This is a genomic window from Kluyvera intermedia (assembly GCF_021440345.1).
In the GTDB taxonomy this organism is placed as follows: domain Bacteria; phylum Pseudomonadota; class Gammaproteobacteria; order Enterobacterales; family Enterobacteriaceae; genus Kluyvera; species Kluyvera intermedia_A.
In genome coordinates this window covers 1-8,097 of sequence record NZ_JAKCNS010000093.1, presented here as the reverse complement: position 1 = coordinate 8,097, position 8,097 = coordinate 1, and the positions used below count along the sequence as shown (strand labels likewise).

General features: G+C 50.7%; 7 protein-coding genes and 1 pseudogene. 5 read left to right on the top strand and 3 right to left on the bottom strand.

From position 1 onward, the window contains the following. Window positions 1-89: 89 nt before the first annotated feature. A pseudogene (locus LZ634_RS20050) lies at window positions 90-179 on the bottom strand (hypothetical protein); the annotation flags it as partial. Between the two features lie 451 nt (window positions 180-630). Here LZ634_RS20050 and umuD point away from each other — a divergent pair. From umuD to LZ634_RS20030, 4 genes are all read left to right on the top strand, one after another. Then, window positions 631-1,056, top strand: coding sequence for a translesion error-prone DNA polymerase V autoproteolytic subunit (umuD, locus tag LZ634_RS20045; RefSeq protein WP_001776124.1), 426 nt, complete (start codon window positions 631-633; stop codon window positions 1,054-1,056). Continuing rightward, window positions 1,056-2,327 carry a Y-family DNA polymerase gene (locus LZ634_RS20040; protein WP_000457544.1) on the top strand — a complete coding sequence of 424 codons (1,272 nt, stop codon included), beginning with the start codon at window positions 1,056-1,058 and terminating at the stop codon, window positions 2,325-2,327. The genes umuD and LZ634_RS20040 overlap by 1 nt, the downstream gene beginning before the upstream one ends. A gap of 78 nt (window positions 2,328-2,405) precedes the next feature. Next, a complete protein-coding gene (locus LZ634_RS20035) occupies window positions 2,406-2,657 on the top strand; it encodes a hypothetical protein (RefSeq protein ID WP_000181753.1) in 252 nt (83 codons plus the stop codon). A 53-nt stretch (window positions 2,658-2,710) separates the two neighbouring features. Next, entirely contained in the window at window positions 2,711-3,016 is a 306-nt protein-coding gene (locus tag LZ634_RS20030) for a hypothetical protein (protein WP_000534920.1), read from the top strand. A 732-nt stretch (window positions 3,017-3,748) separates the two neighbouring features. Here LZ634_RS20030 and LZ634_RS20025 read toward each other — a convergent pair. Continuing rightward, window positions 3,749-4,720, bottom strand: coding sequence for a ParB/RepB/Spo0J family plasmid partition protein (locus LZ634_RS20025; RefSeq protein ID WP_000817038.1), 972 nt, complete (start codon window positions 4,718-4,720; stop codon window positions 3,749-3,751). After that, window positions 4,720-5,886 carry a plasmid-partitioning protein SopA gene (gene sopA / locus LZ634_RS20020; protein ID WP_000523812.1) on the bottom strand — a complete coding sequence of 389 codons (1,167 nt, stop codon included), beginning with the start codon at window positions 5,884-5,886 and terminating at the stop codon, window positions 4,720-4,722. Before sopA ends, LZ634_RS20025 begins: the two co-directional genes overlap by 1 nt. 740 nt (window positions 5,887-6,626) lie before the next feature. On the opposite strand from sopA, the gene LZ634_RS20015 reads away from it, so the two are divergent. After that, window positions 6,627-7,637, top strand: a complete 1,011-nt coding sequence (locus tag LZ634_RS20015) for a RepB family plasmid replication initiator protein (protein ID WP_000200069.1) — start codon at window positions 6,627-6,629, stop codon at window positions 7,635-7,637. The last annotated feature ends 460 nt before the right edge of the window (window positions 7,638-8,097 follow it).

Below are 8,097 nucleotides of genomic sequence, written 5' to 3'. Positions count from 1 at the left end.
TATCAGCAAGAATACCGTCGCTGACATCGTGCAACGACACAGAGCTAACGCTTAGGGTGTCATTTCGCCCTCAGCCGGAACCGACCCCTTTTTGAGGAGCCTGACTGCTCCAGCGGGGATACGCTGGTCGCCTGTGAAGCTTTAGGGGCGGTTGTCTGAGTGTGCAGGTTCATCGTCATGGCTGTTTCTCCGTCAGTGTGAATTTCGTCTTCGTATCGCCTGACGGTTCGGCCTGCCCGGAGTCGTTCTGGTCAGCAAGGGCGCGCAGCGTGCCATTTACCCTTGCTGTCCAGGTTGTGACGGGGGACGATTACCGGAAGCTGATACGCAGGAGAAAGGCATCACAGGAGAAAATGACGATGTGCACACCCGGACTTACCGCCCCTTTAGCTGCACGGGTGAAACTGCCCTTCAGCGTCCGGGAGGACGGGTAAAAAAAGCACTGACGACGTCAGTGCTGCCTTTGTGACATGCGGTGTTACACTGCCTCTGCCGGTCAGTTCGCCCTTCCTGAAACCGGGGGCGGTTTGTTTTCGGGGACGTTCTGACCGGCTATCCCCCCATCACTTGCAGAAATTTCACCGCCCCTTATACTGTATGCATATACAGTTTTAAGCGAGGGAAAAAACGATGAAGTTCATTCCTGCAGTATCAGAAGCCAGCATAGTAAAAATTCCTTTGTTCACAGAGCGATGCCCTGCGGGTTTTCCGTCACCGGCAGCAGACTATACTGAGTCTGAACTGGATCTGAATGAGTACTGCATTCACCGGCGCCACTCCACCTATTTTGTCAGAGCGATTGGCAACTCAATGACTGATATTGGCCTCTATTCCGGCGATCTGATGGTCGTGGATAAAGCAGAACAGCCGCGGCACGGGGATATTGTTATCGCGGAAATTGAGGGTGAATTTACGGTAAAACGCCTGCTTCTGACGCCGCGGCCAGCCCTGCAGGCGATGAACCCGGACTTCCCTTCCCTGTACCCGGATCCGGAAACTCTGCAAATTTTCGGCGTGGTGACGGCCTTCATTCATAAAACCCGGAGGGCAGACTGATGTTCGCCCTGGCAGACGTCAACTCCTTCTACGCCAGTTGCGAGAAGGTTTTCAGGCCGGATTTGCGCGGCAAACCTGTCGTCGTTCTCAGTAACAACGATGGCTGCGTTATTGCCCGGAGTGCTGAAGCCAAACGGCTGGGTATAAAGATGGGAACCCCCTGGTTCCAGCTCAAAGAGGCGCAGTTTCCTGAAAAACTGTACGTTTTTTCCAGCAACTACGAGCTCTACGCGAGCCTGAGTAACCGTGTGGTCGCCCTGCTGGAAGAGCTGTCGCCCCGCGTCGAACAATACTCAATTGACGAATGTTTCCTGGATGCCCGGGGAATTAGCCACTGTATGGATCTGGAGGATTTTGGCAGGCAGCTGCGTGGGCATGTTCTCAGTGGAACCGGACTGACGATCGGTGTCGGCTTCGGCGCCACAAAAACACTGGCCAAATCGGCGCAGTGGGCGTCAAAGGAATGGCCACAATTCAGTGGGGTGCTGGCGCTGTCGCCCGAAAATCCACGCAGAACGGCAAAATTACTCAGCCTGCAGCCGGTGGAAGAAATCTGGGGCGTGGGGAACCGGATAGCGAAAAAGCTGCACGTTATGGGGATCACCACCGCCCTGCAGCTGTCGCTGACGAACCCTACATTTATCCGGAAAAACTTCAACGTAGTGCTGGAGCGCACGGTACGTGAGCTGAACGGCGAGAGTTGCATTTCGCTGGAGGAAGCGCCGCCGCCGAAACAGCAGATTGTCTGCAGTCGCAGCTTCGGGCAGCGGATCACCACCTACGGAGAAATGCGCCAGGCCGTCTGCCAGTATGCCGAGCGCGCGGCGGAAAAGTTGCGCGGTGAGCGACAGTACTGCCGGCATATCAGCACCTTCATCAAGACATCCCCTTTTGCGGTTAATGAGCCGTATTACGGTAACGTGGCCACGGAAAAACTGAACACCCCTACCCGTGACACCCGGGACATTATCGCGGCAGCGGTCAGGTCTCTGGACAGGATCTGGCTCGATGGCCACCGCTACGCAAAAGCGGGGATAATGCTCAATGATTTCAGTCCGAACGGCGTCGCGCAGCTGAATCTGTTCGATGACGTGCAGCCACGGCCGCACAGCGATGCGCTGATGAAGGTACTCGACGGCATTAATCATTCCGGACTCGGGAAAGTCTGGTTTGCCGGACGGGGTATTGCGCCGGACTGGCAGATGAAACGGGAGATGCTGTCACCGGCATATACCACACGCTGGAAGGAGCTGCCGGTTGCCCGTTTCTGACCGTTGAAATGACAGAAGGGACTTGCCGCCAGAGCTTACTTTACCGATCATACAGGTGACTTGTCTCAGGGGGGAACCATGACAAATATCATTCTGTGTGATGTGACTGCCAGCGTCAGCGAACTTAAAAACGATCCGGTGGCCACCGCCAGTGCCCGCGGCGGCTACCCGGTCGAGATAATTGACCGTAACCGCCCTGTTTTTTATTGTGTGCCCGCGGCTTTGTATGAACAAATGCTCGATGAGCTGGACGAAAAAGACCTGGTGCAAACGATAACAGAACGTCAAAACCAGCCGCTGCGTGAAGTGGATCTCAATCAGTATCTGTGATGTGCTCCGGTGCGAGGAGCAAGGAATGTATTAAGCCAATGTTAAGGAACAATATGGGTAGCAAAATCGCAGGTGTGGTTTTCTTATACTTCGCTGTCTGGGGAATGGCTTCAGTGATTGAATTGCAGTACTGGCGTAACGCTGATACCTATCCTGTCTGGCTGACAAAACATCTCCGGATCTCTCCTGAAAATAACGACAAGAGCCTGATAAGGATAGAAATGGAAACCTTTGACAAGGTATGTGGTGATAAAAGGGGCCTCCTTGCCGTCACCCAAAAACAAAACGGTATGTTTATGCGCTGTGATGATTCCCCCGGTTTTTTTTCATGGTTCAGCGGCGTTTACAAAGTCAATTAATCAGATAACGTGTTGCACTTTCAATATGTTACCCACATGGTTATCCCCCGTTACTGTGGGTAATCAATATATTGTGTCTCTGGCAGCTGCTTTTCCTACCATATGTTGTCCCTGCCCGTTCTATTTTGTGATCGGACAGTGTGAAAAACGACATCACAGTGGAGACGCTGCTGACGGGATGATGTTCATCCAGGGTCGTAAGATCGGCCGGTACTGGTTACCCGCCGGACGAAGGGCCGGCCAACGCGCAGCGTCGGTAGCTGGCTTTAAAAATGCTGGCGGAAATTTAAAGATGAAGCTGCATACTCTGCGAAATTTTGCAAATTTCACTCAACATGCTTCGTTCAGATCCCAACAGAGCTTTCACCATCGCCTGTAACAGCCGTCCTGCTGCGTGATTACTCCGCTCAACGGGTTGCTGGCGACAAGCCAATACCTGTTCGTGACAGGCATTGATTGAACCGTTGTCCCTAACTAATAATGTGCCGACGATGCAGGTGGGACCGTGGTCCCAGGCAGATAACCTGACCGGCGATACAGGTGGGACCGTGGTCCCAGGCAGATAAGCTGACCGACGACGCAGGTGGGACCGTGGTCCCAGGGAGATAACCTGAGCGGCGATACAGATGGGACCGTGGTCCCAGAGAGAATATTCAGGCCAGTTATGTTTTCTGGCCTGTGAGAAAGGAAATGAAGTAAAGGGAGATCACCGTAGACTAAAGCGTGTCCGCATCAGACTCCTGGTTTCTCAAGCTCCTTAAGAATGGCTTCTATTTTCTCTATACACTCCGCAGGAATGCGGGACCTATCCAGGTTAAGCACCATTTTATCGCCCTTATACAATGCTGTTGCCCCTGGAGCAAACTGATGACGTGAGCTCAGATTAACTCTTGATGCGGGAGATTGTTTCAGTACGGATGTTAAAAGACTAATGACCTCTTCAGCTTCAAAGATTAGTCCCGCTTTCTTCTGATCGTGGAGAGTCTCAGCCTGCTGCTTCAGTAATTCTTCTTTATCTGCAAAAGCCTTCTGAAGGGCTTCACCTGACCGGGCAGACAGTTCTCCAGGATGTGCAAACAGGGCAACAACGGATTTAGGCAATTTGGCCGTATTGATACAGCGGGTAATGATCTTACGAGAGATGTTTTCCGCATCGGCAAGCGCAGAAATATTTCCTGCAAACTCATTCTGCAGCCGGCTTGTATAACGCAGGCCACGTTCATAAGCACTCGTCGGCCGATAATCGTTACCCAGTCGGGACAATGCAGCCATCTGCTCATCGTCCAGTTCACCAACCAGAACGCGATAATCACTTTCCGTCAGGATTGCGGCTTTACGGCGACGGCTGCCGTCGGCAATTTCTATGACATCAGAAACCCGGCGGCCGAAAGCTGGAGTCTGCTGACCGGTCAGTAAAAATGAAGGAATGAGATCATCCAGAGCATCTTCGGTAAGTAGTTCCTGATCGCGCTCATTGCCTGACCATACGCGTGAAGCGCTCTCAACAGAGTCTCCCCGGAGCACCTCAAGGGTAAATTTCACTTCCCGTCCACATACCGGAAGAGAGATTGCATTACCGCGGGCCATAGCACCCACGCGCGCAATTAATGAATCCACCATCGGCGCGGCCGGCGCCGGTGATGAAGTATCTTCAGTCGATTGAGTATGTGTGGTATGTCTTGGAATGACAGGAGCACGCTTCATTATCTAATCTCCCAGCGTGGTTTAATCAGACGATCAAAAATCTCATTGCAAACAGGCTCCCAGATAGAGAGGGCATTACGCCAGGCACCGGTTGAAGAACGTTGATCAATAGCCTGTTCAAAAACGGTTCTCATACGGATCTGACCTTTACCGACTTCATCCGTTTCGCGCACAACATTTTTAAGGACCATGCTTCCCCAGGCATCCCGAATTTGTTCTTCCATCCACGGGGACTGTGAGCCATTATTATTACTGTATTTGGTAAGCAGAATACGGACATCTGGCTCGAAGCCTTTAAGATCCACGTTCTTAAGCAGGTCACGAAGCATATCGAAAAACTGCAGTGCGGAGGTGTAGTCGAACAGCTCTGCCGGAGTAGGGACAATCAGAACATCAGCAGCGCATACAACATTTATCGTACCGATACCAAGGTTGGGTGCACTGTCGATAACTATCACGTCATAATCATGAGCGACAGTTTCAATGGCCAGACGGAGCATCAGGTGCGGGTCAGCAGGTAATTTGCCTTCGTCAAATTTCCCCATCAGCTCGGTTTCAATGCGGTGCAGTGCCAGACAGGACGGGATGATATCAAGGCCAGGCCAGCAGGTGGGCTTTATAGCGTAGCTGGCGTCATCCTTTTCCCCAAGATAAAAGGGCAGGAGAGTGTCCTCAGCATGAATATGAAGATCGGGCACCCATCCGTGATACATAGAAGCAGTTCCCTGTGGGTCATTGCCTTCAACAAGCAGAACACGGAGTCCTTTCAGAGCAAGATCCTGAGCCAGGTGAACGGATACTGAGGTTTTGTAAACACCACCTTTGTGAGCTGCAACGCCAATCACCGGCGGAAACGCATCTTCAGCACGGCGCAGTCGTGTACCAAATACATCCCGCATGTGATTGATTTGTTCGATGGTATAACCAACGCGTTGCTCAACTCTCCCACGGGTTTCCATATCAGGGTGCGGCAGCCGGCCAGCTTTCTCGGCATCCCTGATAGCCTGAGATGACACGCCAACTAAATCTGCCGCTTCACCAATCCTCCAGCGCCGGGTTATTTTCCGGGCTTCCGGACTGTCATCATTAAACTGTGCAATGGCGATTGCTTTCGTCATTTCATGACCAGCACTTATGCACTGGTTGAGTGTATCCATGAGTCCCATACTGAACATCCTTTAATCATCACTTTGCATTATTTTATTAAATCTTGGAATTTATTGCAAAGCAACAATAAAATCGCAAAGCACACGAAAAAGTGCAAAGTGAACCACATTGGGTAATGAAAGAACGCAGGGGATTACAAAAGAGTACATACCGCAGTCAATATTAATCACTGCCGCTCGCCGCAGTAAGCGATCTCACACAGTGAGAAAGCGGCGAGGAAGCAGAAAATCACAGAACTCACAGATTGCACGTACGTCGGGTTGCTAAAGATGACTCGGGATCAGCCAGTTATAATGAAATTGACTGCGGTATGTAATATATTGACTATGGTATGATGCTTACCGCATCTGTAGGAAAGACGACTCAGCATACCGCAGTCAATGTTTCATTGTTGTACCTGTAGATCTCAATCTTCCAGAGCGTATTCAGGAAAATCAGGCCAGGGTTCTGGATATCTGGTGTGGCGCTTCCGGCCTTGTATCTGGGTTATTCATGGTCTCGATCCAATAATTGATCCCAAGGAGATCATAGTGAGATCCAAAAGAGATCCCCGGATCGCTCCAGCATGCGCTGTAACTGGCTTTAACGTCTGTCTGGATCGACTGCGGAATGTAAAATGTTGACTGTTATATGCATAATCTAATACTGTGATATGCAACGGTATTTACTGAGGTATGTATATCCGTTGACTGCGATACGTATTACTACATCCTTTTGTGGATAACCGTTGAGGATCAAGATGACGAGCGAAAATAATAGCTTACTTCTGAACCTTCAGGAAGTTGATAAGACAACCGGTGAAGTTGTTAAGCTGGATGTCAACAGCACCAGTACCGTGCAGCCAGTAGCGCTCATGAGACTCGGTCTCTTCGTCCCAACTCTGAAATCAACAGGGAAGAGCAAGGCGAACCGGAAAAACGTTACAGACGCGACTGAGGAGCTTGTACAGCTGGCCATTGCCAAAAGCGAAGGATACACTGACGTTAAGATCACCGGTTCGCGTCTTGATATGGACACGGATTTTAAAGTCTGGCTGGGGATAATTCGCTCCATGTCGGAGTATGGGGTAAAAAGTGACACCCTGGAACTGTCGTTCGTCGAATTCGTTAAGATGTGCGGATTTGACTCCCGTCGTTCAAACAAAAAAATGCGCGATCGCATCAGTAATTCCCTGTTTAAACTCGCCTCGGTTACGCTGAAGTTCCAGAGCGAGACCAAAGGATGGACCACCCATCTGGTGCAGTCAGCCTATTATGACATCAACGAGGATATCGTTGAGATCAAGGCTGAACCTAAGCTGTTTGAGCTTTACCACATGGACAGAAGGGTACTGCTGCGGCTGAAAGCCATTGACGCCCTGCAGCGCAAGGAATCAGCCCAGGCGCTTTATACCTACATCGAAAGTCTTCCCCAGAATCCTGCACCTATTTCCATGAAACGGATGCGTGACCGGCTGAATCTCACCTCAAATGTCTATACACAGAACCACACGGTGCGTAAGGCGATGGAGCAGCTGCGTGATATTGGTTATCTGGATTACACCGAGTTTAAACGTGGCCGAGCCACCTATTTCAGCGTGCATTATCGCAACCCCAAACTCATCAGTAGTCCTGTGAAGGTTCCGCGCAAAGAGGAAGAAGAGAAGGCGCCAGAGCAAAATTATGACGAAGTCATTAAGGCGCTGAAGGCTGCTGGCATCGATCCTCTTAAACTGGCTGAAGCCCTCTCAGCGATGAAGCCAGAAAATTGACTGCGATATGCATATCATGACTGCCGTATGCCGCTAAGGACATTCCATTGACTGTGATATGCATCACGCATACCGCAGTCAATATTTATTCTCTATCATGTCTGCCCGGATCGAACAATATTGACTGTCATATGTGATTTCGGGTCATGATACGCAGATATTGACTACGGAATGCGGGTTTAATGGGGGTAATCCCTGGTCTGTTCACCATTCCATGGGGGATAACATGCCACAGTCAATTTTTCAGTAACGCTCTATATCCCTTACGAAAATCTCAATCGGGTGCTGAGACGGTCATGTTACCTGACGGTATCCGTTCCCCTGTGTACTGCAGGTTTAGCCCGGCAGGATGAGACTGCAGCTGTCTGTATAACCCGGCGCCAGCTTCACACTGTTAAATGCGATCAGGAAACGGGAGCCGAATGGCAGAAAGGTGTTGGCTAGGGAAGGTGCGAATAAG

What these genes read in the sequence shown, in the direction of transcription:
- LZ634_RS20030 (WP_000534920.1), top strand. Translation starts at nt 2,711, where the DNA reads ATGGGTAGCAAAATCGCAGGTGTGGTTTTCTTATACTTCGCTGTCTGG.
- LZ634_RS20040 (WP_000457544.1), top strand. Translation starts at nt 1,056, where the DNA reads ATGTTCGCCCTGGCAGACGTCAACTCCTTCTACGCCAGTTGCGAGAAG.
- LZ634_RS20035 (WP_000181753.1), top strand. Translation starts at nt 2,406, where the DNA reads ATGACAAATATCATTCTGTGTGATGTGACTGCCAGCGTCAGCGAACTT.
- LZ634_RS20015 (WP_000200069.1), top strand. Translation starts at nt 6,627, where the DNA reads ATGACGAGCGAAAATAATAGCTTACTTCTGAACCTTCAGGAAGTTGAT.
- LZ634_RS20025 (WP_000817038.1), bottom strand. Translation starts at nt 4,720, where the DNA reads ATGAAGCGTGCTCCTGTCATTCCAAGACATACCACACATACTCAATCG.
- umuD (WP_001776124.1), top strand. Translation starts at nt 631, where the DNA reads ATGAAGTTCATTCCTGCAGTATCAGAAGCCAGCATAGTAAAAATTCCT.
- sopA (WP_000523812.1), bottom strand. Translation starts at nt 5,886, where the DNA reads ATGGGACTCATGGATACACTCAACCAGTGCATAAGTGCTGGTCATGAA.